The 25,180-nt window shown below is 34.7% G+C and carries 21 protein-coding genes and 5 pseudogenes; 18 read left to right on the forward strand and 8 right to left on the reverse strand.

The features are described 5' to 3' along the window. Positions 1-35: 35 nt before the first annotated feature. From OEV98_RS12340 to OEV98_RS12370, 7 genes are all read left to right on the forward strand, one after another. Complete coding sequence (locus tag OEV98_RS12340) at positions 36-695, forward strand: DNA alkylation repair protein (protein WP_263073608.1); 660 nt, start codon at positions 36-38, stop codon at positions 693-695. 89 nt (positions 696-784) lie between these two features. Beyond that, positions 785-1,348 carry a GNAT family N-acetyltransferase gene (locus OEV98_RS12345; protein ID WP_263073609.1) on the forward strand — a complete coding sequence of 188 codons (564 nt, stop codon included), beginning with the start codon at positions 785-787 and terminating at the stop codon, positions 1,346-1,348. A gap of 312 nt (positions 1,349-1,660) precedes the next feature. Beyond that, positions 1,661-2,158, forward strand: coding sequence for a DinB family protein (locus OEV98_RS12350; RefSeq protein ID WP_263073610.1), 498 nt, complete (start codon positions 1,661-1,663; stop codon positions 2,156-2,158). A 32-nt stretch (positions 2,159-2,190) separates the two neighbouring features. Beyond that, positions 2,191-2,631, forward strand: a complete 441-nt coding sequence (locus OEV98_RS12355) for a nuclear transport factor 2 family protein (RefSeq protein WP_263073611.1) — start codon at positions 2,191-2,193, stop codon at positions 2,629-2,631. Positions 2,632-3,389: 758 nt separating this feature from the next. Then, positions 3,390-3,536, forward strand: a complete 147-nt coding sequence (locus OEV98_RS12360) for a hypothetical protein (RefSeq protein ID WP_263073613.1) — start codon at positions 3,390-3,392, stop codon at positions 3,534-3,536. Between the two features lie 103 nt (positions 3,537-3,639). Then, positions 3,640-3,792, forward strand: a complete 153-nt coding sequence (locus OEV98_RS12365; RefSeq protein ID WP_263073614.1) for a hypothetical protein — start codon at positions 3,640-3,642, stop codon at positions 3,790-3,792. Between the two features lie 18 nt (positions 3,793-3,810). Beyond that, positions 3,811-4,092, forward strand: a complete 282-nt coding sequence (locus OEV98_RS12370) for a DinB family protein (RefSeq protein WP_263073615.1) — start codon at positions 3,811-3,813, stop codon at positions 4,090-4,092. Between the two features lie 67 nt (positions 4,093-4,159). On the opposite strand, the pseudogene OEV98_RS12375 reads toward OEV98_RS12370, so the two are convergent. Beyond that, positions 4,160-4,279 (reverse strand): annotated as a pseudogene (locus tag OEV98_RS12375) (single-stranded DNA-binding protein); the annotation flags it as partial. Next, positions 4,279-4,584, reverse strand: a pseudogene (locus tag OEV98_RS12380) (JAB domain-containing protein); the annotation flags it as partial. The pseudogenes OEV98_RS12380 and OEV98_RS12375, both read right to left, overlap by 1 nt. A 263-nt stretch (positions 4,585-4,847) precedes the next feature. On the opposite strand from OEV98_RS12380, the gene OEV98_RS12385 reads away from it, so the two are divergent. Both OEV98_RS12385 and OEV98_RS12390 read left to right on the forward strand, forming a co-directional pair. Next, positions 4,848-5,582, forward strand: a complete 735-nt coding sequence (locus tag OEV98_RS12385) for a Bax inhibitor-1/YccA family protein (RefSeq protein WP_263073616.1) — start codon at positions 4,848-4,850, stop codon at positions 5,580-5,582. Positions 5,583-5,666: 84 nt separating this feature from the next. Beyond that, positions 5,667-6,221 carry a thioredoxin family protein gene (locus OEV98_RS12390; protein ID WP_263073617.1) on the forward strand — a complete coding sequence of 185 codons (555 nt, stop codon included), beginning with the start codon at positions 5,667-5,669 and terminating at the stop codon, positions 6,219-6,221. 71 nt (positions 6,222-6,292) lie between these two features. Here the strand turns inward: OEV98_RS12390 and OEV98_RS12395 are convergent, their stop codons facing one another. Next, entirely contained in the window at positions 6,293-7,753 is a 1,461-nt protein-coding gene (locus OEV98_RS12395; protein ID WP_317633816.1) for an NAD-dependent succinate-semialdehyde dehydrogenase, read from the reverse strand. 277 nt (positions 7,754-8,030) lie between these two features. Between OEV98_RS12395 and OEV98_RS12400 the strand changes: the two genes are divergently transcribed. From OEV98_RS12400 to OEV98_RS12410, 3 genes are all read left to right on the forward strand, one after another. Continuing rightward, positions 8,031-9,293: a DUF2628 domain-containing protein gene (locus tag OEV98_RS12400; RefSeq protein WP_263073618.1), complete on the forward strand. Its 1,263-nt coding sequence runs from the start codon at positions 8,031-8,033 to the stop codon at positions 9,291-9,293. Between the two features lie 212 nt (positions 9,294-9,505). Then, positions 9,506-9,856: a hypothetical protein gene (locus tag OEV98_RS12405; protein WP_263073619.1), complete on the forward strand. Its 351-nt coding sequence runs from the start codon at positions 9,506-9,508 to the stop codon at positions 9,854-9,856. 180 nt (positions 9,857-10,036) lie between these two features. Beyond that, positions 10,037-10,507, forward strand: coding sequence for a DinB family protein (locus tag OEV98_RS12410; protein WP_263073620.1), 471 nt, complete (start codon positions 10,037-10,039; stop codon positions 10,505-10,507). A 99-nt stretch (positions 10,508-10,606) separates the two neighbouring features. Here OEV98_RS12410 and OEV98_RS12415 read toward each other — a convergent pair. Continuing rightward, a pseudogene (locus OEV98_RS12415) lies at positions 10,607-11,611 on the reverse strand (IS1595 family transposase). A 257-nt stretch (positions 11,612-11,868) separates the two neighbouring features. Here OEV98_RS12415 and OEV98_RS12420 point away from each other — a divergent pair. Continuing rightward, positions 11,869-12,795 carry a diacylglycerol kinase gene (locus OEV98_RS12420; RefSeq protein ID WP_263073621.1) on the forward strand — a complete coding sequence of 309 codons (927 nt, stop codon included), beginning with the start codon at positions 11,869-11,871 and terminating at the stop codon, positions 12,793-12,795. Positions 12,796-12,863: 68 nt separating this feature from the next. Here OEV98_RS12420 and OEV98_RS12425 read toward each other — a convergent pair whose 3' ends face one another. Both OEV98_RS12425 and OEV98_RS12430 read right to left on the reverse strand, forming a co-directional pair. Next, positions 12,864-13,559, reverse strand: coding sequence for a hypothetical protein (locus OEV98_RS12425; protein WP_263073622.1), 696 nt, complete (start codon positions 13,557-13,559; stop codon positions 12,864-12,866). Beyond that, positions 13,559-14,104 (reverse strand): sigma-70 family RNA polymerase sigma factor, encoded by a 546-nt coding sequence (locus OEV98_RS12430; RefSeq protein ID WP_263073623.1) that lies wholly within the window; start codon positions 14,102-14,104, stop codon positions 13,559-13,561. Before OEV98_RS12430 ends, OEV98_RS12425 begins: the two co-directional genes overlap by 1 nt. 241 nt (positions 14,105-14,345) lie before the next feature. Here OEV98_RS12430 and rlmD point away from each other — a divergent pair, with 241 nt between their 5' ends. Further along, positions 14,346-15,716: a 23S rRNA (uracil(1939)-C(5))-methyltransferase RlmD gene (gene rlmD, locus OEV98_RS12435; RefSeq protein WP_263073624.1), complete on the forward strand. Its 1,371-nt coding sequence runs from the start codon at positions 14,346-14,348 to the stop codon at positions 15,714-15,716. 442 nt (positions 15,717-16,158) lie between these two features. On the opposite strand, the pseudogene OEV98_RS12440 reads toward rlmD, so the two are convergent. Next, positions 16,159-17,196, reverse strand: a pseudogene (locus tag OEV98_RS12440) (recombinase family protein); the annotation flags it as partial. Continuing rightward, positions 17,193-17,360, reverse strand: a complete 168-nt coding sequence (locus OEV98_RS12445; protein WP_016886489.1) for a hypothetical protein — start codon at positions 17,358-17,360, stop codon at positions 17,193-17,195. The pseudogene OEV98_RS12440 and the gene OEV98_RS12445, both read right to left, overlap by 4 nt. 660 nt (positions 17,361-18,020) lie before the next feature. Between OEV98_RS12445 and OEV98_RS12450 the strand changes: the two genes are divergently transcribed. The 4 genes and pseudogenes from OEV98_RS12450 (at position 18,021) to OEV98_RS12460 (ending at position 25,039) form a co-directional block, all read left to right on the forward strand. After that, on the forward strand, positions 18,021-18,497 hold the full coding sequence (locus OEV98_RS12450) for a hypothetical protein (RefSeq protein ID WP_263073625.1): 477 nt from the start codon (positions 18,021-18,023) through the stop codon (positions 18,495-18,497). A 391-nt stretch (positions 18,498-18,888) separates the two neighbouring features. Then, a pseudogene (locus tag OEV98_RS17830) lies at positions 18,889-19,045 on the forward strand (SAM-dependent DNA methyltransferase); the annotation flags it as partial. 207 nt (positions 19,046-19,252) lie between these two features. Continuing rightward, on the forward strand, positions 19,253-20,992 hold the full coding sequence (locus OEV98_RS12455; RefSeq protein WP_263073626.1) for an ATP-dependent nuclease: 1,740 nt from the start codon (positions 19,253-19,255) through the stop codon (positions 20,990-20,992). A gap of 321 nt (positions 20,993-21,313) precedes the next feature. After that, complete coding sequence (locus tag OEV98_RS12460) at positions 21,314-25,039, forward strand: nSTAND3 domain-containing NTPase (protein ID WP_263073627.1); 3,726 nt, start codon at positions 21,314-21,316, stop codon at positions 25,037-25,039. Positions 25,040-25,180: the final 141 nt, after the last annotated feature.

Raw genomic sequence — 25,180 nt, forward strand, 5'->3', positions numbered from 1 at the left:
AATGAAACAGTGATTTAATAAAGAAGTGGTATAAAATGACTGAAAATAATGATACAGAAATAAAACGCTCTTCAAAAGCAGAAACCATTCTATCTCAGATCAATAGTAAAACTAAGCTAGGTAACTTACGAAAAATCGCGAAGGACATTAAAAAAAAGGATCACGAACTAGCTATAGAACTTTGGACAATCGAAGAGTTTTTGCCCAGACTATTAGCAATTTTAATTATGGATAAAAAACTTCTTTCACAAGATGTGCTAAATAAGCTTGATAAGGATATGCAGACTCATACTTTTGATGAGGGAATTAACTTAATGGCTAATCAGCTTACCAAAGACAAGAAGACAATTGCATTGATGGAGTCGTGGGAAAATAGCCCTTCTGCCCTGCAAAGGCGAGCTTTCTGGTATTATCAAGCGCGATTGAGATGGACTGGACAAACACCGCCGGATAACACCGCAGACTTACTATCTGCAATAGAAGCTACTATTACGCAGGAGGAACCGGAAGTTCAAGGGGCAATGAATTTCACCGCAGGCTGGATAGGCGTATACGATGAAAGGAATCGTGCGCGTTGTATGAAACTTGGTGAGAAAACGGGTCTATACAAAGATGGAATAGTAGCGAAAGGATGTACTCCTAGCTATTTACCGGAGTTCATTACGATTGAAGTTAATAAACGTAAAATAAACTAAAACTAGTGAAACTTGATATTAAGCAATAGCTTAGTAAACAAGGAGTATAATAAGCAGTCCTAATATAAGTGCTGGAGAGGGGGATTTATTTGAAACCAATTTTATTAGATGTTCCGTTACAATTAGAAACAGACAGACTATTTCTTCGAGCACCACTTCAAGCTGGTGACGGGGATGTAGTATACGAAGCTATAAGGGATTCAATTAATGAGTTAAAGCAATGGTTAAGTTTATTCCAAACTATTCCTACTGTTGAAGAAACAGAGATTATCCTGAGAAATGCCCACATCGATTTTTTGAAGAGAGAAAGCTTTCGTTATCTTATCTTTCATAAGGATACTAACGAATTTATTGGAACTGCTAGCCTACACGCAATTAATTGGAAGGTCTCTAAATGTGAAATTGGATACTGGATTAACACGCAATTTAGTGGAAAAGGATATATGACAGAGGCGGTAAGAGAGTTAATTAACCTTGGCTTTCAACAACTTAGATTTAGAAGGATTGGAATAAGATGTGAATCAACAAACCTTAGTAGTCGTTCGATCGCAGAAAAACTAGGTTTTAAATTAGAAGGAACCTTAAGAAATGATGACTTATCCGCAGATGGCAGCAAGCTAACTGACATTTGTATTTATTCAATAATAATGTAACATTGTGAGCAATTACACTTAAACAAATGGGGAGCATTGATCTTAGAAAGATTTAATGCATGTTTTGTTGAGGTTATTTAACTAAAGGGGCAGGTTAGTTTAATATAAATCGGTTACCCTTAAGATGGATTGTGTATATACCAATCTAAAATTTCCCCTTTATTTATGATGGGTGCATAAGGAAATTCGTAACTTTATTTTCTCGAGGAAGTTAATAAAAAGGTATTAGTAATCAATAATCAATTAATTAAAGTTTAATGCAAAAGGGAAATTTTTCAGATTTTATCTAACTATTAACAAAGGAGGAATTAAATGAGTGATAGTAACATAGTTTATCATTTCAAAAGTGAACTTCAAAATTATTCATTAGGCCAATTACGATATATCTCGGAAGAAGGGGTTTGGTCTATTGGGCAGATGTATGACCATTTAATCCTGGTTGCTCACGAGTATCTTGATAATTTGGAAATATGTGCAACATCAACTGAAAAACAACCCCTTGGGAAAACTAAGTTCGGCGAGGAATTATTTAAGAACGGAGGGTTTCCACCTATTAAAATAAAATTACCAGATGAACTAAATACTCCCCCTAATAATTCGGATAGTAAGGAAGAACTTATTAACAGGATGAATGAATTAATTCAAAGAATAAATCAATGGGAACCGAGAGTAGATAATATAAACCCAAGTATTAAAGTAGAACATGGGGGATTAGGTTGGCTGAATGCAAAGGAGTGGTATGATTTGGTCGGAATGCATTTCCGTCATCATTTGCGTCAGAAAGATGAGTTGGAAAAGAGGATGCAGTAATTTTATTTACAAATAATAAAGGGGATGAAATCATGACAATTGGTTTTTATAAAATTCAGGACGTTCTTGAAAATTACAAGTGTGCTGTTTACGAGAAAGATGTTGAGAGATTCTTATCCACATATGATGTTGAAGTACATATTTATGACTGCTGGGGGAATTGGGAAAGTAAGGGTATTTCTACATGGAGGGAAAGCGTGTCAGCGTGGTTTAAAAGTTTGAGGGAAGATGGTGTTTCTCTTAAAGTAGATTTTAATGATTTAGTTGTTGAAGAAAATTTGAATCTCGCTTTTGTTCATTGTGCAGTTACATTTTCAGCTCACGAAGAAGTGTCCGGGGATAAACTTCGTCAAATTACTAACCGTATTACCTTTGGTTTAAGAAAAGTGAATGAGTCTTGGAGCATATTTCATGAGCTTTCATCAATACCTATTAACACAGAAACTGGCAGTGGTATTTTTAACTTAAGGTAGAAGTTACAAAAATTCAAGAACTTCAAGATGAATTATTCAGTTCGAAGATGGGTAACTATTAGAATTAAAGTTGGTTGAAGATAGTAATAAAGTTTGTGCAGGAATGGACTTAAAGTAAAGAGGGCATTAGTTCGATAAGATGATCGAGGTTATTGTACTAACGAAGCAGGTTAGCTGAACAAGAATAAGTTTGTTGTTAAAAATAAAAACAGACGACAGTTTACATCTAACGAGTTCTGTTATTGGGGAGAAAACAGTGCAAAGGACAAGCATACATAGTGAGATATGCAGATAATTTTGTTTGTTGTTTTCAATCTAAAAAGTGAAGCTGAACAATTCTTTGAATCCTTAAAATTGAGATTAAAGGAATTTAACTTGGAAATAGCTGAGGATAAACCTAAAATTATTTCCTTCGGAAGGTTTGCGGAGAAAGATGCAAAACAAAAGGCCATTTTTACTTTGCTTAAACCATTGCAAATTAATAGAATACTCTTAACTTGGTGCTAGTAAGATACCATTGTAAGAATAACACTGACTTCGTCCAAATTATTGGATAAAATCAGTGTTTTTTTTGTGTGTAATCAATTCATCCTTTTTTCAGGAGAATTTCATATAGATATCATATATTGGGGAAAAATGCCCTTTACAAAGTCAACCAGCTGTTGTACACAATTAATCGGGCCACTGTAAGAAAAGGACTGCAGACTTTGGTTGATGAAGAAATCATATACAAAAGACGTGGAATTGGGATGTTTGTGATGGAAGGGGCCAAAACAAAATTGTTAAACGAAAGGAAAAAACAGTATCGAAATGAATATATTTTGCCGCTGCTAGAAGAAGCAAAGCGATTGGGATTGAGTATGGAGACCGTATTGAAATTAATAAAAGAGGAGGAGCAAAAATGATACGAGTGGAGAAGATAGTTTAAAACGAGGAATCAAGTGTACTGTGACGAATTAAAGACTTTGTAAGACTTAAATTAAAAATCCCAATAGAGGAGGAATTAATTTGGGGCAAGCAAAGCTAATGATGCATGAATGGTTGCAACATCGGAAAATGTTAGAGGAAATACTTGAACCCATCTATGATGAACATATTGATTTAAAACCCTGGGAAGGGGCTATGACGTTTGGTGAACTGGCGTTACACGTTGCTGGTTAGAAAGATGTGTTCGTTTCAATGGTCAAGACTGAAAATTTTGCTCCACCAGACATACCTGAATGTAAGACGATGAGTGACGTGCGAAAAACTGTAAAGGACTTTACGGAAAAAACAAAAGCTACCTACGAATCATTGACTGATGCAGATTTGGAGGCTGAGAATAGCTCATCTCATCGGAAGCTTCAAGGTCCGAAAAAAAGATATCTTACTGCAATGTATGATCATGAAATTCACCATAAGGGCCAACTTTTTGTCTATGCATGTATGGTAGGTGTGAAAGAAGTATCGTTATTTCGCTAATTATTGTTCTTCTGTAATCGGGCGCTTTTCTTTAATAAGATAGCGTCTTTTGGCATGGACAACACATTTGTTGGTTTGTGAAATTTCTATTTACAGCAAGTATAAAAGTTGCCACGGATACACCACTTGGAGTAAAACGTATCTCTGGATCTTTCGTTAAGCGACCTACCAAAACCGTTCTATTCATTAGATAATTCCCATTTCTTTTAGTGATTTGTGTTTTCTCTGCCCAATAATCACATGATCAAGAATTTCTATTCCTACCAACATACCTACTCCACGAAATCTTTTAGTAATCATTATATCTTCACGAGAAGGAGAAGGGGCTCCACTAGGATGATTATGGGCTATAATAATGCTAGCAGCTGAAAGTTTCATAGCTTCACGAAATACTTCTCTTGGATGAACAGTAGAAGAATCAAGAGAACCCTTGAAAATATTCTTTCTTCCAATCACGAAATTTTTCGTATTAAGGAAAATATAATCAAAGTATCCTACAAGTACCTCCCAATGGTTTACTATTTTATTTCATTATAAGGGAAAATTATGGAAATGATAAATCAAAATAAAAAACAATAATCTTTTAGATAAGAGCCTTTTTTAAAGATATATTTATTAAAAAATGGACGAGAATATAATAGTCATTTTGCTGTCATATATTTTATCAGCAGGCTAGTTTTTATATGAATAGGAAATAGGATAGAAACTTTTTTTTAGGATCAACGTAAATATACTAATCGAAAGGGGATGTTAAGATGAGAAGTGGAAATCCAAGTTTACGTGAAAATACATTTGATGATTATCGTGGGTGGTCACAAGGAAACACGATGACCATTCAAGGAACGGTGAACAAAACCTTTATTTTATTACTTTTAGTAGTGCTCTCTGCCGTCTATACATGGTACCAATACTTTTCTGGTGTAGATGTTACGGCTTACCTACTCATTGGTGCAATAGGAGGCTTTATAGTTTCGCTTATTGCAACCTTTTGGAAGCAATCGACACCAATAACCGCACCTGTTTATGCATTGCTGGAAGGACTATTCGTAGGGGGAATATCGGCACTTTATGAGGCACAATTTCAAGGGATAACGACTTTGGCAGTTACCTTAACATTTGCCGTGCTATTTTCGTTATTAATCATTTACAAGCTACGAATTATTAAGGTTACACAAAACTTCCGATTAGGTTTATTTGCTGCAACTTTTGGCATTCTCCTAACGTACTTAATTAATATCATCTTAAGCTTTTTTGGCGTTAGTGTCCCATTTTTGCATGATTCGGGCCCAATTGGAATTCTTATCAGTTTATTTATTGTCGTTATCGCTGCATTAAATTTAGTGCTCGACTTTGATTTTATTGAAAAAGGGGCACAAATGAACTGTCCCAAATATTTAGAGTGGTATGGGGCATTCGGATTAATGGTGACACTTGTATGGCTGTATTTAGAAATTCTTCGCCTATTATCAAAGGTCATGAGTCGGAAATAATCTAGCAGCTGGAAGTCAAATTGCATGCAAATAATAGTGTGAGAATGGTAAAATCGACACAAATAAAAAACATGGGGGTATATTATGACGCTAAATGAATGGTTTGAAAAAGGCATGACATTTTCACAATATATCGAGCAAATGACTCGTAACAAAGAGTCGATGCTATCGGTTTATGAAAAATTACAATTAAGTAATGAACAGGTACAGCAGCTAGAAGGGGTAAAAGAACGTCAGCTTCGTGCGATTGCCCTTACCGAGGATTGGTGTGGCGATGCGATGGTAAATAATCCAGTGCTAATGCGAATTGCAGAGGCAGCCAATATTGATGTTCGTTTTCTGCTCCGCGATCAAAACTTGGAGCTAATGGATCAATATTTAACCAATGGAAAATCACGTTCCATTCCAATTTATGTATTTTTGGACCAAGAAGGTCAGGAATATGCTGTCTGGGGACCACGTGCAGCAGAAGTTCAAGCATTTGTTGATGAAGAACGGGCAAAATTACCTGCACAAGATGCACCTGATTTTCTTGAAAAACAAAAAGAGATGCATAAGAAGATGGTGAAGCGGTATATGGAGGACGAAACCGTTTGGCAGCAGGTAACGAATAGTATTATTAGTAGATTGCAAAAATAATCGTGGAAAGCAAACAAAAAAGGGATGTCTCATATTAGGAAACTATGGGACATCCCTTTTTGTTCTATATATTAAATTCTAATGGAAACATATTTTGTTTCTAAAAACTCTTCAATTCCGTGATGACCGCCTTCGCGACCGAGACCACTTTCCTTATAGCCACCAAAAGGAGCCTGTGCCACGGATGGTAGTGCATCGTTAATACCAACAATTCCATATTCCAATTGTTCGTAAACAGTGATCGCTGTTTTTAAATTTTCGGTAAATGCATATGCAGCCAATCCAAACGGAGAATTATTTGCCCGACGAATAACCTCTTCTACATCGGAAAAAGAAAGAACGGGTGCCACCGGTCCAAATGTTTCCTCCTGCATAATTTTCATATCATCTGTAACACCACTAATAATTGTTGGCTCTACGAAATAGCCATCTTCATAAGCGGATACACGTTTTCCGCCACATTCAATTTGTCCACCGCGCGTAATGGCATCTTCAATATGACTTTCCACTTTCCGATAAGCAGCTTCATCAATTAGTGGACCGATTGTTGTTGCCGGATCAAGACCATCGCCAACCGTTAGTTTTTTCGTTTCCTCGCGAAGCTTTGCGACAAATTTCTCGATAATAGGTGCTTGAACATAAACACGATTCGCGCAAACACAGGTCTGCCCGCTATTTCTAAACTTCGATTGAATCACACCTTCGACAGCTTTATCTATATCTGCATCGGCGAAAACAATAAATGGCGCATGGCCGCCAAGCTCTAAAGAAACCTTTTTCACGGTATTTGCTGCTCCTCGCATTAATAGCTTTCCTACTTCAGTTGAGCCAGTAAAGGTAATTTTCCGGACGCGGGAATCGCCAAGCCATACTTCACCGATTTCCTCTGGGTTACCGGTTACGATATTAATAACCCCTTTTGGAATTCCTGCTCTTTCTGCGGCTTCCGCAAGCTTCAGTGCGGTAAGCGGTGTTTGTTCTGCAGGTTTAACAACCGCTGTGCAGCCAGCTGCTAACGCAGGAGCAAGCTTCCGTGTAATCATTGCCGCAGGGAAATTCCAAGGCGTAATTGCTGCAACAACACCAACAGGCTGTTTCACGACAAAAATTCGTTTATCAGGAGCGGAAGCAGGGATAGTTTCCCCGTACACTCGTTTTGCCTCCTCCGAATACCAAAGTAGAAAGCTTGCCGCATAAGTAATCTCCCCAAGCGCTTCTTTCAATGGTTTTCCTTGCTCAAGAACAAGGGTTTCGGCAATTTCATTTTTATTGTCTAAAATACACTCGTACCATTTCCGTAATAAATGACTTCGCTCCTCCGCAGTTTTCGCTGCCCATTGAGGAAAGGCGTCCGCTGCAGCATCAACGGCTAGTTTTGCCTCCTCACTTCCTCCGTTAGGAACTGCTCCAATTTGCTGTCCATTGGCAGGATTGGTCACTGGAAAGGAATCGCCAGAAAGTGCTTTTACCCACTCTCCATTAATATACATTCGATTTAATAACACTGTTCGTACAGACATAGACATACACATACACACACCTCCATATTCAATTTCTACTCTCAGTATACTAAAAAAAATTGGGAAAATAGAACGAAAGGTCTTGGAAAATTAACTTGTAATTATACTATTTTTTTCCAAAAATAATACATTTGCTATTTGTCGTTTATTTAGAAAAAATCATCAAGATATATGTTTATTTTTAAAAGAAATCTTCACGCTGAACAGGTATAATAGAGTTATATTTTGTATAAAAATTTGTAAAAATCATTTTTTTATATTTCGTGCAGCAAAGAGGGAGGAAGATCATTTGTATTGTACAAAATGTGGAACGAAATTTGCGGACGATGCAAAATTTTGTTCATCCTGTGGATCGCCACGACCGGTGATAAAAAGGGAAGAATTAATAATCGGACAAAAGCCGCAGGTTTATGAAAATAAACAAGAAATTGCATCAAATATAACGAAGCAAGTAGTGGAGGGACATCTCGAAGAAACACGTCAGGAACCGGAATCTACGGGAAAACAAACGGAGGTACGAGAACTGGATGGGCAGGTTCATAATGGGAATGTAGTGCCATCTAATCAGCAACAGAAGGATGTCGAGAAATCACTACCAATCATTGAAAATGATATTGCATTACTCGAAGAAGCTCCAATGAAAAAAGAATCACCAGCTGTATCAGAGCTAGCTGCAGCTGCTTTCTATGGAAACACGCCAGCTGCTGCACAAGATCCATTTGCTGCGGAAAAGGAACCTGTAGATGAACGAACAGAAGCATTAAAGGTTTTTATCGGGAAAAATGTCGATTATTATTTTCAAAAGTGGAATGTGTCGTCGGATGTAGTAAACAAATCAAGCTGGAACTGGGCCGCATTCTTTTTAAACTTATTCTGGGCTGGATACCGAAAGATGTATGGGTTAATTGGAATTTTTATTCTCGTATGGTTGGTGCTCGATGGAATTATTTATAGCTTAGGAATTAATAGCCCTGCAATTGACTCAGCAATCGGCATCGCAACAGCAGTTATTTTTGGTTTCTGTGGCAATTATTATTACTATTTACATGCCAATCGAAAACTGATGAAATACAAGGATCCAAACGGTACATACTATAATCAATTCCTTCAAATAAAAGGTGGAACAAGTGGATTAGGCGTTGTTATTTCCATCGTTGGGGTAGTTGCCTATAGTTTCATTTCCATTTCGATTTTGTATTCAGCACTTGTCACTGAAACAGTTGCCTTTGGATATGGAGAAAATGCAGGCTACTTAACGGAACAGGCAGATGAATTTTCTGTAGATGATGAAATTTATTACTCCTTTTATTTTCCCGACAATCGTGGAGGGGAGTTTAAAGTAATGATCGAAAAGGTGGAAAACGGGGTAACCGTTTATGATTCCTGGTACGATGAAATTCCACCAGATTGGCCGGGTCTAATTAGTAGTATGTATGCTCCCCAGGAGGAAGGCGAATACGTCATGAAAATCATTCGTGATAATGATATTGTAGCTGAAGGGACGTTTTATATTACTGGCCAAATTGGTAATGTTGATAGTTACGAGTTTTAATAATGATTTATACTTGTGGACCGCATTAGATTAGCAGCACCGCTTCTGTGCGGTTTGTTTTTTTTACCCTGTTTTCGTAAAGATTGTTGTTTTTAATATAGGAATTCTTAATTTATTGCTCAATTAACTATATTGAGATTAGTATTTTAAGCTGAAAATTTATCAAGTATAATTAAGAAGAAGGTAAAAATAAGTAGATTAGGGGGAGCAATATGGGATTTTTGTTTGGTTGTTTGGTATTAATAATCGGTTCTATTTTAGTTTTCAGAAATCTTGAGATAATAAACCCTTTTTCAAAGGGGACTGGAATTGCAATCGCACTATCTATTTTTGGAGCAGTTAGTCTGGGGCAAAACTACACACAAAGTTTAATCTCTGAAGCAAACGATGGAATAGGGATTTCCAATAAATTAGCTTTTTGGATAATTGGTGAAGATGGATGGTCTCAAGAAATGTTTAGAAATATGTTCGAACTTTCTCTATATGTTTCTTTGATTTTGATTGTAGCTTATCCAATTGTTTTGGTAATTGAAACAAAATTGGCGAGAAACCAGCATAAATAATGGCTGTTTTCGTATAGATTGTTGCTTTAGATAAAAAGCGGTAATTTATATCCATTTTATGTTCGATTAGATTGAGGTAGCTTATTGAACAAAAGGGGCAGGTTACTTTAAGAAGGAGTTATTCACTTTTTGGAGAAATACTATTTATTTGAAACATAATTTTTAAGGAGGAAGATGTTAATGAATCGAACTAACTTGCTACTAAGGATGCTTGATACTACTTTCGACAAGGAAAGTTGGTATGCACCGTTCAAACTTGCAATAGAAGGACTCACCGCAGAACAGGCAAGTTGGAGACCCGTAGGAGTGGCAACCAAAACAATTTGGGAAAATGTTAATCATCTCATTTACTATAAAGAAAGACTTGTAGCAAATTTGGAAGGACGTGAATGGACACATAATCTCGATGGTGATGAAACTTTCTACCTTACTGAACAATTAAAAAACGACGAGGAATGGTTAGCAGTAGTTAAACGTGCAGAAATGGTTCAAAGTAGTTTAAGACAAGTTCTAAGTAAAACAACCATTGAAGTGCTTGAACAAAATTCTCTTGAAGAAAAGCTTTTAGATATAATGCTTCACGATGCATACCATACGGGTCAAATTATTCAATTAAGGAAGATGCAAGGTTCTTGGGCATCGCATCGCTAATTGGTTGAAAAAGAAATTTTGTGAAATAATGTACTTAAAGTAACAGGGGCTTTAGTCCAATAACAAGTCGGTCGCCTTCTTATGAATGTGGCTGTTTTTTTATACTTCTCGTAAAAATTTAACCGTGATTAAATTCGTTTTCTGACACGCACTTAAAAGCATTTGATTTACTCGTTCCTTAGTCGCCATCTTTTTACTCTGTTGAAGAAAATTGAACCAATATAGATAGTTGTCCAGGTACTTTGTGGCCACTCCTTGGAACCGTCGCATCCAGTCTTTCAACCGCTTGTGATAATTGTTGACGTGCTGAAGATGGAATATTCCCTTTTTGACATATCCTTCTTTACTCAGATTAATCGTCTCGTGTTTAAGATCCTTAATAATAGCGAACTTCTTGTAGTTAGTAGCTGTATCAGTGCATAACAAAGAAGATGGGGCGATATAATCCCCAATAACGGCAGCAATTTCTTCTGCTCTTACACGGCCTGCACCAGCTTTTTGAGCAATAGCCTGTCCATTTCGATCCTGGGCAATAACAACTGCAATTTTGAGGTTACTGATCCCACGTTTTTCATCTCTACCTCCACGCTTCTTAGCCTTTCTATCAATTACTTCTCTCCCTTTGAAAGACTCTTTAAAAAAGGTCTCATCACTTTCGATAATTCCTTTTAAAGTTTGAAATCCCAATGAACGAAGAGCAAAAAGCACCTTATGTCGCCAGTAAAATGCGGTAGACAAATGGATTTTTAGTCTTTTGGCAATCTTCGGCAAGGTGTAACCCTCAACCATTAAGTGAAAGAAAGTAGACCACCTTCCAAGATAACGAGCCAGATATAGGAGTGTTAGTTAGGTCGTTGAAAGACTTGCCGCAGGTCACGGCAAAGATACCTCTGCCTGTTTCTGTATTTGCCGTTTCTTTTCACCTTTACACTTCCACAATTAACACAGGCTAATCCTTCATTAAATCGTGTTTCTCTAAATGCAGTAAAGGCATCTTTCATTTCTTCCTCTTCATCTGAGAAGAATTCTTCTTTTATAAGGTTAAACAGCTTCTGTTGTTCGTTTTTGCAAATCAGTAAAATCGGCATAAACGTCTTTCCACATTCTAAAACCCTCCTGTGGCAGTATTTTAGCACCTACAAAGAGTTTGGTCAAAATAGCAACAATCTATGCGAAAACAGCCTTTTTTTATTGGGGAGAATTAGAAATATTACTTTTCGTGGTCTATTTATTTAATATTATTTGGAGAACGAAAAGAGAGTACACCTATTTTATTGAACGATAAGATTTGCCTTGTTTCTTTCGTTACGCTATCATGATAACTAGTGAATGGTAAATTTAGAAAAGATGGATGAGGTTATATGAAAAGAGCGCGTATTATTTATAATCCGACTTCAGGAAGAGAAATTTTCAAAAAAAATCTCCCAGAGGTATTAGAGAGATTAGAAAAAGCGGGATATGAAACATCTTGTCATGCCACTACTGGTGCAGGAGATGCTACAAATGCTGCTAAAATTGCTGTGGAAAGAAAATATGATTTAGTAATCGCAGCTGGTGGAGATGGAACATTAAGTGAAGTTGTTAATGGACTAGCAGAACAGCCATATCGTCCAAGCTTAGGTGTCATTCCAGTAGGGACAACGAATGATTTTGCTCGTGCCCTCCATATTCCAAGGGATATTCTTGCGGCAACGGATATCATTGTAAAAGGTGAAACCATTCCGGTAGATATTGGTCGAATGAACGAGAAATATTTCATCAATATTGCTGGTGGCGGTCGATTAACTGAATTAACGTATGAAGTGCCAAGTAAATTAAAAACCGTACTTGGTCAGCTAGCCTATTACTTAAAAGGAATTGAAATGCTGCCTTCCATTAAGCCTTCAGAAATTCGTTTGGAATATGATGGAAAGCTTTTTGAAGGAGAAGCGATGCTATTTTTAATTGGCCTTACCAATTCAGTCGGTGGTTTCGAAAAACTAGCACCAGATGCATCCATCAATGATGGATATTTTACTTTATTAATATTGAAAAAGACGAATTTGGCAGAGTTCATTCGCGTAGCCAGCTTGGCATTACGTGGAGAGCATGTTAATGATCCGAATGTCATTTATACAAAAGCAAGCTATATAAAAGTTACTTCTGCAGAAGAAGTACTGATTAATTTAGATGGTGAATTAGGTGGAGCAACCCCAGTAGAATTCACCAATTTATATCGCCATTTGAATGTATTTGCTCCAATTGATAAGCTTCGCCCAGAGGACCGGGTCGATGAAATTGAAGCTTAACGGCATAATATTAAAAGCTGTAGCAGGAAATTATTGAACTGCTACAGCTTTTTTTGTGATCATATTTCCTATTCCCCATCGAGATACTGACTAACAATTTGCCAATTGGTTGCTTCCCCATTTTCAATCGAGTAGTGTAGGATTAAATATCCCATCATATGTCCATCGGAAAATTCGGCATACACATATTCATGGGAGATAACAAAAATTCGGTTTTCATCAAACTGCATCGTCCCACCCAATACTCCATCATATGGAATTAGCTCCGGATGATTAATGACTTCCTCCTTAATATCTTCACTCGTTCCAGAATACCCAAGGTCTTGTAATAAAGAATTAGTACTTGGATAAAGTGGTGTAGTAGATTGACTACTTTCCGTGTTTTGTTTATCTCGAATGGCCTCCTGTAAGGATGCATTTTCCTTTTCTAGCTCGTTTACTTTTTTCTGAAGATCATTTGCTGCCACAGAATTAGCTGACACTATTTCCTCTTGTTTTTCATAGGATGTTGCCTCGGAGCTTTTCTGTTCAACCGTACTTTCGGCACTATATTGATTCTTTGTTAAATAATCGATAAACAATATCGAACCAACAAGTAAAAATGCAATAAATCCTAAGATTGGTGTGATGCGGGTGAGATAAAAACTTCGCCTCTTTTTTTGTGGTCGTTCAATATTTCGAAGAAGCTCTCGCTGCTTTGCTTCCGAAAAAATGGGCTCCGAACCAATGAGCGCATTTAGACTGTCTTTCACTTTTTTCCGCATTATTCTCCCTCCATTTCTAGCTCGGGTATAATTTTGCTAAGTTTTTTTCGCGCACGAAACAGTCTTGTTTTTACCGTACTTGCGGAAATATTTAATACTTCGGCAATCGTTTCGATACTCATATCCTGATAATAAAAGAGGATGATTACCTCACGAAATTTGATTGGTAAACGTAACAATGCCTGCCCTAATTGTTGGTTTTCCTGTTTTTTGATTAGTTTTAGCTCTGGTGTTTGGTCTGTACTAGTTCGTTCCAGCTCTAAGCCTTGATTGGAAACGTAAATTTTTCGAAAGGCCCAGCTTCGTAATTCATCATGGCAACGATTAACGGTAATTCGATACAACCATGTTTGGATACTCGAATCCCCGCGAAATTCATGTAGTTTATGGAAAACCTTGATAAATACATCTTGCACAATATCCTCTGCCCTACCTCGATCCTTCACATATGTAAAAGCTAAGCGAGCAAGAGGTTCCCCATATTCCTTCATCAGCTGTTCAAAGATAATTTCCTTTTCCTTTATCTGTAAATCACTTTTAAGCAAGCTGCCCACCCCCTTTTACCAATATATCCATTCATTTTGTACTATACTAATTAGACGCATATGTCGACGTGAAGTTCCCGAAAGCATTAATTTTTTCTCAATTTATGAGGGAAGTTGGAAAACAAAATTATAATTGCGGTATAATGATGTACAGTTCTTTATTTACTAAAAAACATAGGAGTTTCCCATAGTGGAGATTTTTACAATACATATAATGGTTGTGAATGCAAAGGAGAATAAAATGAAGAATGAAATTCCAGTGAAGAAAAATGATTATCTCGAGGTAAGCTTCGAGGACTTAACCCATGATGGCCACGGTGTAGCGAAAGTAGACGGGTATCCAATTTTTGTTGCAAAAGGATTACCAGGAGAAACAGCAAAAATTAAGGTGATTAAAGTAAATAAAAATTATGGTGTCGGCAAGCTAATCGATATAGTCACGACTAGTCCATACCGAGTTGATATTGACCGAGGTGAGGCACATAAATATGGTGGCTGCCAGCTTGAGCATATTAGCTATGAAGGACAATTGCAATTTAAACAAAATCAGGTGAAACAGGTGCTTACACGACTCGGAAAGCTTGCAGACGTACCTGTTCACCCAATTTTAGGAATGGAAAATCCTTGGCATTATCGAAACAAAGCGCAAGTACCAGTAGGAGAGCGTGATGGAAAATTAATATCCGGATTTTACAAGCCGAGATCCCATGAAATTGTCGATACGGATGAAAGTGTATTGCATATCAAAGAAATCAATGAGGCAATTCGAATCGTAAAGGAAATTGCTAATGAGCTTAACATTCCTGCATACAATGAGGAAGCCCATAAAGGCGTGCTCCGCCATATTATGGCGAGATTCGGCAGACAAACTGGGGAATTAATGGTAGTAATTATCACAAATACGCCAGAGCTGCCACAGCAAAAGAAATTAGTAGAGCAAATTGTTGCAAGAGTTCCACACGTAAAATCGATTGTCCACAATATTAACTCGAAACGGACGAATGTAATTTTTGGGGACAAAACAAAGCTCCTATGGGGTGCAGATGTAATTTATGATTATATTGGTGATGTTAAGTTTGCGATTTCTGCACGCTCCTTTTATCAAGTAAACCCAGTACAAACGAAAGTATTGTACGATAAGGCATTGGAGTATGCGGACTTGACTGGTGAAGAAACGGTAATTGATGCATATTGCGGCATTGGTACGATTTCCTTATTTTTAGCACAAAAGGCGAAAAAGGTATATGGAGTAGAAATTGTTCCAGAGGCTATTGAGGATGCACGTAGTAATGCTGAGTTAAATGGATTTACGAATGTTGAATTTGCAGTAGGTGGAGCGGAGGATGTTATTCCAAAATGGGCAGAGAATGGAATAACTGCTGATGTCCTTGTAGTTGATCCACCACGAAAAGGCTGCGACGAAAAACTACTAAACACTATTTTGGAAATGAAACCGAAAAAAGTTGTCTACGTTAGCTGCAATCCAGCAACTTTAGCCCGCGATTTACGCATTCTCGAAGATGGCGGGTACCGTACAATGGAAGTGCAGCCGGTAGATATGTTTCCGCAGACGACGCACGTTGAGTGCTGTGTGTTACTCGTAAAAAAATAGAAGATATATAAGGGTCCGAGAATCGGTAATGGATTCTCGGACACTTATCTTCTGTTATTTCGATTCGTTCTATTAGTTTGTGAAGCATTTCTTCGTCAAGAACAGGGTGTTTCACAAATTCCTCTATTTGATTGATTAGTTTTGTAAAATCAATCGTTTGTTTATGGTGAAGTAATCCTTTTTCTAATTTAGTCTTTTCTTCATTCAACTTTGAAATTCGGTTGCCATTATCCTCAATGAGCAATCTATATTCATCGTCTTGGATTTCGCCACGTATTTTCATACGAAGTGCAACTGTTTTATCCTTCTTTATGTTTTCAATCTCCTTGAGAATGTATTCCAGTCTTTTTTGGTCACGCTGAAAGTATGATGTTATTTTTTTCTCAATATCTCTTTGAACGGATTTTGTGGAAAGTGCCGAAAACATTTCCTTTACATCATTTGAAATTGCTTTAATCAGTTCGTTTTCACGTATAAGATGGTCTGAACATTTTGTATGGCCGTGCTTGTTAAATGCCCCGCAAATATAACCTCTACGGTTTGCTTTAAAGTGCATACTCTTTCCGCAATCCGCACAAAAAGCTATATTTGTAAATAGATGTTTTTTCGCATAAGGCCGTTTACGTTTTCTTTCGGCAATAAGCTGTTGGACAACATGAAAATCTTTTTTTGAGATAATTGGTTCATGAGTGTTTTCAATGACCACAAAATGAGATGGATCGTTCTTTTTTCGTTTTTCAGTTGTAACATTAATGGATGTTTCTCTTTGCTGGACTAAATTCCCAATGTAATGAGGGTTCTCAAGAATTATCCGAACAGCGGATCCGTGCCAAACGGAACTGGCATTTCTTTTACCAGCAATCTCCGATGGAGTAGGTACACCATCCTCTAAAAGCTCCCTTGCAATTGTGTCAAAGCCTTTTCCCATAAGGTAAGAGTTGAATATTCGACGTACCACATTTGGAGTAAAATCATCTCGGATCTTCAGCCTTCCATTTTCAACATAGTACCCGTAAGGCGGAATAGATCCTTTAAATTTGCCTCCCTTTGCTCTTACTTTCAGAGCAGTCTTCACACGGTCACTTGTTCTTTGTGATTCCTGTTCATACATCCAAGCATACAAGCCGAACATCTGCGTGTTTCCAGAGAGTGTGTCAATAGCACCATCCAATGTTAGAATGTGAATTCCACGATTTTCTGCAAGATTTTTAATTTCATAGGAAAGTTGTCCATTTCTTGCTAATCGTGACAATTCCTTTGCCAAAATGATGTCAAACTTTTTCATTTTTGCGTCCTCTATCATCCGTTTCAATTCGGGACGTTTTTTTGTTTTGGTTCCAGACTGAATATCCAAATAGATGTCGTATAAATCCCATCCTTTTTCGGATATGAGATTCATGAACAGTTCTTTTTGGTTTTCTAAGGATTGTTTTTGCTCTTCTTTGCCAGTCGACACTCGAATGTAAACTGCAGATTTCATGCCACTTCCTCTCCTTTCTCTTTAGGGGAGTCAGTGGAAGTTTCTATATCATTATTATCATAAAATTCTTTAATTAGATCGTCAATTTTTTCGTTCAAAATGGAAGTGAAAATGTCCTCGAGGGTAATTGGGGATTCATTATTGAAGATTCTTTCAATTTTCATAGCTTTTTCCTCCTGGTAGTTGTTTTGGGGTAAATCCCGTTTAATTGGGATGATGGGAGAGACCAAATGATTGGGTTTGTGGGGCGATTTGTTCCTAAATTTTGAGCTCCGTTTAAGTAAATATCTCATTTTTTCTGCTTTGGAAAGTAACCATTGTGGATTATTGTTGATTGGCTTTCTTCAAAGTGTAGGGGGTAGATTGAAGTTGTGAATTGAATCGGGAATTTAATGAAATTGGTCAAATTGCAGGATTAACGAATAAAGGTGATTTAGGGTCATTTTGAAAGGGAGACTTCTGGAAGAGAAAGGCGAAGGATTGGGATTGATGTAGTTGTTTATTGTTGATAACAAGAATAGCATATCATGAAAAATTGCTCTTGAATTGACATTTTGTCAAGACTTTGTAGGGATTAATAGAACAAATAATCCTGTTGACGGACTAGAACAGAGTAAGACATAGAAATGTTATATGGAAGCGATTGCTCAAGCTATGATACTCATATAAGCAACAACCCAACAAAAGCCAAAGTGCTATCTTTCACTAAAGAAAGATGGGTAAGAAGAAATAAATATAATCGGATTGGGAACAAAAAAGTAACGCCAAACCCTTGATATAATTGGCTTCTGTGCTTCCCAAGATTGCCCCGAGGAGGACAAAAGATGATTCACACATTTAAGTTTTACATTCCACTTCATTACCAAGAAGTGCAAGACCTGCAGAAGAGATTTAACATCAAATATACGGAACTAAACAGGTATTTTGCAGGGAAGTTTCCAAGCGTTACTATGGCTATTTCCAATTCAGGTAATGGTCAATGGAAACTATATATGGTAGTTGATGCAATAAAACTTATAGGAAAGCCGAACATTACAGAAGCGGACTATGAATCAATAGAGAAGGAATTGAAGTATATCCTTTGGCATGTAGTTGGTTATTCAAGCCATTTCAAGGAACATATACTTCTTAGAATTGATTTCAGGTTTGACGTACCCATCAAGGACAAAAGCATTCGAATGTTACTGATGACTCTTTACAAGAAGCAAACAAAGTCTTATGGATTTCAAAAAAAATACTTGGGTAAATTAACAAATGGAGTTTTCGTACCATATAAGACAACGGTCTATCATTCTTTCTAATTCAGAAACTAATAACTCTTGGAAAATAGTTTTTACATTCAGTGCATTTTCTTGTGATACGTAGTAGCGGATAACTTTCATAAGTATCTCTCCTTGTTCTCGTGATGAATATGTCTGAAAAATGGATGTAACTAAAGCTCAATACTCTATCTTTTATGTAAGTGTTTAATTATTGGTTGAAGTACTTCCAAATTTCTTGCTTTAAATTTTTCACACGGATTATATTCTTTAAAATTATTCAAAACCAAGTATTTAAAGGAAAAAAATCAGTTTTTATAAAAACAGGACTAAAGAACTATATTGTTCAATATGAAGTTTCTATTGTATTTCCATTGTTGTATAATTTAAGTATATATTTGGGCAAAATTCTCTATTTTTATCAGGTGTTATGATGATTACAGGTGAATTGAAAAATAAAGTGGATCGAGTCTAGCAGCCTTTCTGGACAGGTGGAACTTACAAATCCGTTAACAGTAATTGAGCGGTTTACTTTTCTTCTATATATAAAAACCCTAGATGATAATGAAAAGAAAAAAGAGATGGATGCTTAGTTAGTTGGTTTGGGTTTTGAAGTGGATTTGGGGAAGATAAAAAGTACTTTTAATAGCTGACTATTTAAGAAATATTTATAGTGGGAACGAAAAAGTAATTGAGGGGAAATTATCATAACGTACAAACAGAGCGAATTTTAAATGTAATTAAATCTACCAACCCAAACAGAATTTTAAAAAAACTTTGAAATAAGGGATTTAGTAATGAGATTAATTAAAACAAGCATTAACAATTTTAGATCAATTCATAATTGTACTGTACAAAATGGTAAAATTTCAGCTTTAGTAGGTGAGAATAACTCAGGAAAGTCAGCCATTTTAAGAGCGTTAAATGCATTCTTTAATTATGAAGAAGAAGAAATAAATTTTATAAATGGACTACATCAATATTCGAATCAAAGTTTAGTTAGAATTGAACTCACTTTTGAAGATATACCTGAAAAAGACTATTACACAGATATCATTAATAATAATGAATTAATAATAAGGATGACTTACTCGTTTAAAACGAAGAAAAGAACCTTACATTATAAAAAAAATGGTCAATATGTTCTACTAAATGAAGATTTTATTTCGCAGTTAAAAGAAGATATAACCTATGTGTTAATTCCTCCGAACCGAGATCAAAAAGCTGTAATTTGGGGAGAAAATGCCCTGATTAGTATTGTTCTTCAGGAATTTTTAAAAAAAAGCACGTCACGTAGAGACACTCTGACACCAAGAGTAAAAGAAGTTGCAAAAAACTTAGAACGAGTTGGTCTTTCTAAGGTAGAAGCAGCAGTAGAAAGATTTTATTCACTAAACAAAAATTTTAAATTCAGATTAAATTTTGATAAACAAATAGATTATTCCTTACTTTTGAACGACATTACTTTAGAAATTGAAGAAAAAGGATTAAGATACAATATAACTGAAAGTGGTAGTGGTATTCAAAGTTTGACTATTATCTCATTGTATAGATTTTTAGCGGAAATAAGACATAATAATATTATATTAGGAATAGAAGAGCCAGAAATTAATTTACATCCGCAAGCCCAAAGGGAGTTTATTAAGTCTATTAAAGATAATCATTCCGGCAGTTCTATTGAAGTGCAAATTATCTTTACAACTCATTCTGCTGTAATAGTAGATCAACTTGAGCATAATGAAATTATTTTATTTAGAAAGACTGAGGATAGTCAAAGGGGTTTTAAAACTGTTGGATATCAAATACCCTTCGATTTTTGGGAGAGGCATAATCTCGAAGAGTTTAAGTACTACCAATTTTACCGGTATCGGAACAGTGAGTTCTTTTTTGCAAAATTTATTGTTGTTGTAGAAAGTAAAAATGATGCAGAAGTGGTAAAACTGCTTTTAAAACAAAAAGATATTGACACCGATTTATATGGGGTCAGTATTTTGAACTTAGAAGGCATAAAAAATCTATCTTACCCTTTTTATTTATTAAAATATCTAAATATCCCTAAATTGATTATTGTTGATAAAGACTTCTTTCTACCCTACCTAAATGATAAGCTATCAAAAAGTAGAAATGAAAATGGATTTCCTAAGTATAGATATGAGTACAAGGATTCGCAATTAATTATGGATCTAATTCCAAAGGAAACTGATCGTGACAAGTTGTTAAGGCTGTTTAGAAGTAATCATAGTAAGGCGATGGATTTGTTAGAGAAGTTTAATATTATATCGATGAATTATTGTTTAGAAATGGATTTAGTCGCATCTAAAACTGCAACTAATGCTTACTATCAGATAATTACTGTTCCTGCGGCTGAGCAAGAGGCGGCAACACAAAAGTATTTGCTGACAGAAAGGTATAAAGAAATTAAGAAAATTGAGAATATAATAAGAGTTTTACAAAGACTTCAGCATAAGAATTTACCAAATTCATTTAAGCGAATTAAAAATGTTCTAACAACTAAAATAAAAGAAGCTAACCTATAAATAAAGCTAGTATACTCTTATTAATTTTGTGAGCCGTATATAATTTAAAGCAGGAACTATTTAATGGCTCCTGTTTTTTTATAACAAAATTTGATTAAATTTAATGTTTTACATCGAAATACTATTATGTACTTTTAGAGATATTAAATTCACTTCAGAAGGCTGTTACTAGTGAATCGTAATGTATTCGTTCAGAAACTATTTCGGCAAATACAAGGGACTCCGCTATGGCTCCATCTTTTTCTAGATAAAACTTTCATATTAACATTTAAATTACAAAGAAAAAATGAGTTTGAGAAATATAAATAGAAAGGAAATCTTATGAGTAGACTTCAAACAATTGAAAATAGACTGATGGAAATCAATGAAACAGTTTTCCAAGAGTTATGCGATAGCTATTTAATTTTACGTAATTCAAATTATGCATCTTTTGCTAGAACAGGAAGTCAATCAGGAAAACAAAAGACTACTAAGGGGACCCCAGATTCATTTTTTTTATTACCAGATGGTAAATATATTTTTGTTGAATATTCTACAAATATTTCAGCAGGGGTAAAAAAATTAAAAGAGGATATTGAAAAGTGTCTTGATCAAGAGAAAACTGGTATTGCCATAGAAAGTATTAAAGAAATTGTATTGTGTATGAATTTTAACTTAAAAAGTGATAGCGTAAATCAATTAAATTCTTTAATAGAAGACAAAGAGATAACATTAACATTGATTACTCTGGATTTACTTGCTCTGGAATTACACTTACAACATCGTGATTTAGTCCATCAATATTTAGATCTAGCATTCGATACTGGCCAGATTGTTTCCCTTGAATCATTTATTAAAGAATATAATAAAGCTTCAAATGGTATAGCGACACCGTTAGATAATTCTTTTTTACATAGAGAAAAAGAAAAGAATGAGATGAAAGATGCAATAAATACATCTGATTTTGTGATATTAAACGGTGCCGCAGGCGTGGGGAAAACTAAATTAGCCATAGAAACAATAAGAGAATTACTAATAGAGCATACAAACTACGAAGCCTACTGTATTTCTTATAAAAATTTCGATTTATTACAAGACTTATATGATTATTTTAATCCTAATAAAGATTATATTTTATTTGTTGATGATGCTAATAGGATAGATGCTTTTAATCAAATATTAGGCTTTTATAAGACTGATAGAAAAGGTAAATTAAAAATATTTATTACCGTAAGAGATTATGCTTTGAATGAGATAAAAAATTTATGCAGTAACTTATCGAAAACGGTATTGGATATTGAAAAACTTAAGGATGAACATATAGTAGATATCATAAAAGCTGAACCATTTAAAATTTTTAATGAAGGATATCAGAATGAAATAATAGCAATAGCAGATGGTAATCCTAGATTAGCTATAATGTCGGCATTATTAGCAATTGAAAAACAGGATTTGTCTGTACTGCATAATGTTTCTGAGCTTTTTGAGAAATACTTTACAACTTTTATTAACGATAAAATAAATATAGAGGATAAATTTACTATCCAGTGTTTAGGGGTAATTTCGTTTTTTCATACGCTCCCTTATAAAAATAGACAATTACTTGAGCCAATAATAAAAGTATTTGACATTAATTATGATGAATTAGTAGAAACGATAGAAAAACTAGAAAAGTGGGAATTGGTAGAAATAAAGTATGACTATGTGAAGGTACCTGAACAAAATATATCAAATTACTTTTTTTACTTGGCTTTTATTGATAAGGATTATTTATCTTTTAAACTCTTGCTTGAAAAATTTTATGGAACAAATGCAGAACGATTTAAAGATTGTGTAATTGCTGCGAACAATTCGTTTGGAGCAGAAAAAGTAATGGAGAAAGTAAGGCCATCACTTATAAATTATTTAAATAGTAAAGTAAGCCCTGAGCAAAGTTTAGAATTCTTAAAGGTTTTTTGGTTTTATTTACAAAATGAAGCATTAGAATATTTATTTGAAAAAATAATGGCATTGCCCGATGTAAATGTTCAAGAATACAATACATCTTATGATCAAAATCAATTTGCTTATAATAAAAATGAAGTAATTGAGTCAATAGGGAATTATTTTAAATTTATCCCAATGGAATTAAAAAGTAGCATTGAACTAAGTTTAGAATTCGTTAGAAGACAACCTCATCATTTACCGGAGTTAATACAAAAATTTCGTGAAACCTTTTCATTTGAAATGGAAGACGAACGTTATGGTTATTATAGACAGCTAACATTGTTCGAGTTATTAATAAATGGAGTAAAAAAAGGAGATACTTTATATTCTATAGCATTTTATGAATTAGCTAAAACTTTTCTAAAATTCACTTTTGAAGTTGTTAAAGCTACAAGAGGGGATAAAATCACATTTTATAAATATGAATTATCTAATATAGAAAAATTGCAATCGTTTAGAAAACATATATGGGATACTGTAATTAGTCATTTCGATAAAAATAATATAATGAGTTTAGATTTATTATTATCTTATTGTGAAGAGTATACGGAGAATAAAGATATTGTTTCTTTTGATAAAGGATATATCCTAATCTTAATTGAGAAGCATTTAGATCCAGGAGTTTTTGAACATTGTTTATTTGTACAAAAGTATTTAAGGTTCTTAAACAGGAATTCAATAACAGATTCTAAGATGGATACACTTAAAGCTAAATATAGAAATGAACTTTATGAGATGTATTTAAGGATAGATTGGGATAGAATTCGTGATAAAGATATGTATGATTTTGATGATTTTAAAAAGTACGAGGATTTAAAGGAACAAGAAATACGGAAATCGTTCTTGTTGCAATCTACAGAAGAAGTATCGAATTTCTTTGAAGATTATCTGTACCTAATTGGTTTTATAAAGAATACTTGGAATCAGAATAAGGTGTTGGATATTGTTGTTGATGAAAACTTCAATCACAATTGTCAAATTGGACACACACTGCTCGAGTTAATAATTGAAAAAAATAGTGATTTAAATTATGTTCCTTTCTTAGTGTTTAAAAATCACTTAAATAAATCGAATCTAGTAAAAGAATTTCTTAATCTACTAGAAAAAAGGTCATTCACTTGCAGATTAAGATGGGTGCTTGCCTTTTATGAAAACATAGACCCGGCATATCTGGAAACAAAACTAGTTAATCGATTTATTGAATTAATAAAGAATATAGATGAAACTGTATATATTTATTTAGGAAATTTATCACATCTACAAAATATAAAAGAAAATTTTTATAAAGATCTATTAGAGACAATAACTATAGAGAATAGAGAAAGACTTAATAAAGTACGAATTGAATGTAGAGACGATTCTCTGCTCTCATATCTGGACTCTATTAATAATATTGAAACTATAATGGAAATGTATATCCAACAATTTTTATTGGACTCCTATTTTGATTATAAGGGTAAAATATTGAAGCATATCTTGAGTATAGACCCAGACTATTTACTTGAACTTACTGATAAACTTTATTCCGAAGAGGATAGGAAATTCAAAAAACGAAATGGATTAGGATTTATTTGGGATATAGAAAATATAGAGAATCCCTTAGAAAAGGTTTTTGATTTCACTTTAGATAAAGAACTTTACTTTGGTATTGCTGAGCATTTTTGTAATATATTCTTTGTTAATATAGATAGTCAAAACTTTGAACGGGCTAGAGAATTTATTTTGGAGTATGTAAAGAAGAATCATCAAAACATTAAAAAGATGAATGTGATTTTGGATATAATTCATAATACTAGAAATGAATGGTTCAATGATGTAGTGAAAATCTTTATTAATTTTAATCAAGACTTGAAAGTATTCTCTAAGATATGGTGGCTAAAAAGAAGTAGAAGCTTTAATGCAGATCAGTTATTTAGCGATTTAGAGGCTTCGGATTGGAGAAAAATCTTAGATATCATAAATGAAGTCGATTTAGGAATTAAATTAATATCTATAAAAAAATACCTAGTAACCAAAATAGAACTATTAAGACAAAGTGCAGAAGAGGAAAAGAAACAAGCATTTTTGAGAGTGAAAAATTAAGAAACTTGTATGTTTAACTCTAACTCTCTAGACCTCCTATTTATTTACTCAGAAGACTCCTACCTAATCAGGCTGGAGTCTTTTTGGTGTGAAAATTTTAAATATAATACGGAATTTTTATTTCATTAAATTTAGCTTGAG

Origin of the sequence: Perspicuibacillus lycopersici (assembly GCF_025660475.1) — a bacterium.
Taxonomy (GTDB): Bacteria; Bacillota; Bacilli; order Bacillales; family Caldibacillaceae; genus Perspicuibacillus; species Perspicuibacillus lycopersici.

Bases quoted from the DNA above. Each gene is read 5' to 3' on its own strand.
- OEV98_RS12420 (WP_263073621.1), top strand. From the start codon at position 11,869: ATGAAAAGAGCGCGTATTATTTATAATCCGACTTCAGGAAGAGAAATT.
- OEV98_RS12405 (WP_263073619.1), top strand. From the start codon at position 9,506: ATGGGATTTTTGTTTGGTTGTTTGGTATTAATAATCGGTTCTATTTTA.
- OEV98_RS12390 (WP_263073617.1), top strand. From the start codon at position 5,667: ATGACGCTAAATGAATGGTTTGAAAAAGGCATGACATTTTCACAATAT.
- rlmD (WP_263073624.1), top strand. From the start codon at position 14,346: ATGAAGAATGAAATTCCAGTGAAGAAAAATGATTATCTCGAGGTAAGC.
- OEV98_RS12385 (WP_263073616.1), top strand. From the start codon at position 4,848: ATGAGAAGTGGAAATCCAAGTTTACGTGAAAATACATTTGATGATTAT.
- OEV98_RS12350 (WP_263073610.1), top strand. From the start codon at position 1,661: ATGAGTGATAGTAACATAGTTTATCATTTCAAAAGTGAACTTCAAAAT.
- OEV98_RS12340 (WP_263073608.1), top strand. From the start codon at position 36: ATGACTGAAAATAATGATACAGAAATAAAACGCTCTTCAAAAGCAGAA.
- OEV98_RS12410 (WP_263073620.1), top strand. From the start codon at position 10,037: ATGAATCGAACTAACTTGCTACTAAGGATGCTTGATACTACTTTCGAC.
- OEV98_RS12460 (WP_263073627.1), top strand. From the start codon at position 21,314: ATGAGTAGACTTCAAACAATTGAAAATAGACTGATGGAAATCAATGAA.
- OEV98_RS12360 (WP_263073613.1), top strand. From the start codon at position 3,390: ATGGAAGGGGCCAAAACAAAATTGTTAAACGAAAGGAAAAAACAGTAT.
- OEV98_RS12355 (WP_263073611.1), top strand. From the start codon at position 2,191: ATGACAATTGGTTTTTATAAAATTCAGGACGTTCTTGAAAATTACAAG.
- OEV98_RS12370 (WP_263073615.1), top strand. From the start codon at position 3,811: ATGGTCAAGACTGAAAATTTTGCTCCACCAGACATACCTGAATGTAAG.
- OEV98_RS12395 (WP_317633816.1), bottom strand. From the start codon at position 7,753: ATGTGTATGTCTATGTCTGTACGAACAGTGTTATTAAATCGAATGTAT.
- OEV98_RS12425 (WP_263073622.1), bottom strand. From the start codon at position 13,559: ATGCGGAAAAAAGTGAAAGACAGTCTAAATGCGCTCATTGGTTCGGAG.
- OEV98_RS12445 (WP_016886489.1), bottom strand. From the start codon at position 17,360: ATGAAAATTGAAAGAATCTTCAATAATGAATCCCCAATTACCCTCGAG.
- OEV98_RS12450 (WP_263073625.1), top strand. From the start codon at position 18,021: ATGATTCACACATTTAAGTTTTACATTCCACTTCATTACCAAGAAGTG.
- OEV98_RS12455 (WP_263073626.1), top strand. From the start codon at position 19,253: ATGAGATTAATTAAAACAAGCATTAACAATTTTAGATCAATTCATAAT.